The organism is Micromonospora sp. Mcm103, from assembly GCF_024519755.1.
GTDB lineage: Bacteria > Actinomycetota > Actinomycetes > Mycobacteriales > Micromonosporaceae > Micromonospora > Micromonospora aurantiaca.
In genome coordinates this window covers 1-658 of sequence record NZ_JALJRJ010000061.1, presented here as the reverse complement: position 1 = coordinate 658, position 658 = coordinate 1, and the positions used below count along the sequence as shown (strand labels likewise).

The window sequence follows — 658 nt, the reverse complement described above, 5'->3', positions numbered from 1 at the left end:
CCGGTCACCGGCACCCGCACGCCGTCCGGGGCGCCGTCGCCCGGCCGCGTACCCGCCGACGCGGGCCGGCCCTCCGCGGACGGCGACACCCGCGTACCGCCGGCGCCCCGCGGCCGGCACGGCGCCGGACCTGAGGGCCCGCACCCGGCCGAATCGGCGACCCCGCCGCCCGCCGGACGACGGGCCCGCCCCGACGACACCGCCGGCATCCAGCCGGTCTCCGGTGCCGCCCGCCGAGCCCGCACCGAGGACACCGGCGCCGTCCAGCAGGTCCCCGGTGGAGCGCGCCGGGCGCGACCCGACGACATGCCACCCGGTACCCAGCCGGTGTCGGGTGCGGGCCGCCGGGCGCGTGCCGACGGCGTTCCGCCCGGCACCCGGCCCGTCTCCGGTGCCGGCCGCCGCGCCGCGCCGGAAGGCGTCGCGCCCGGCGCGCCGGCCGGGCGAGCCGTTCCGGACGCCGCCCCGGTCTCCGGTGGCGGGCGCCGTGCCCGGCACGACGAGCCCACCGGCGGTCACCACCTGGCCGCTCCCGGCGCCGAACCCGCAGCCACGCCCGGCCGGCGGGCCACCCCGGATCGCTCCCCGGTCGTGCCGCGCAGCGGCAACGCACCGGACGTGCCGGGCGCGCCCGTGTCCGGCAGCCCGGCGACCGGCC

At 83.9% G+C, this 658-nt stretch carries 1 pseudogene; it reads left to right on the top strand.

The annotated features are described in order from the left end of the window. Window positions 1-658: pseudogene (locus OC439_RS30170) on the top strand (hypothetical protein); the annotation flags it as partial.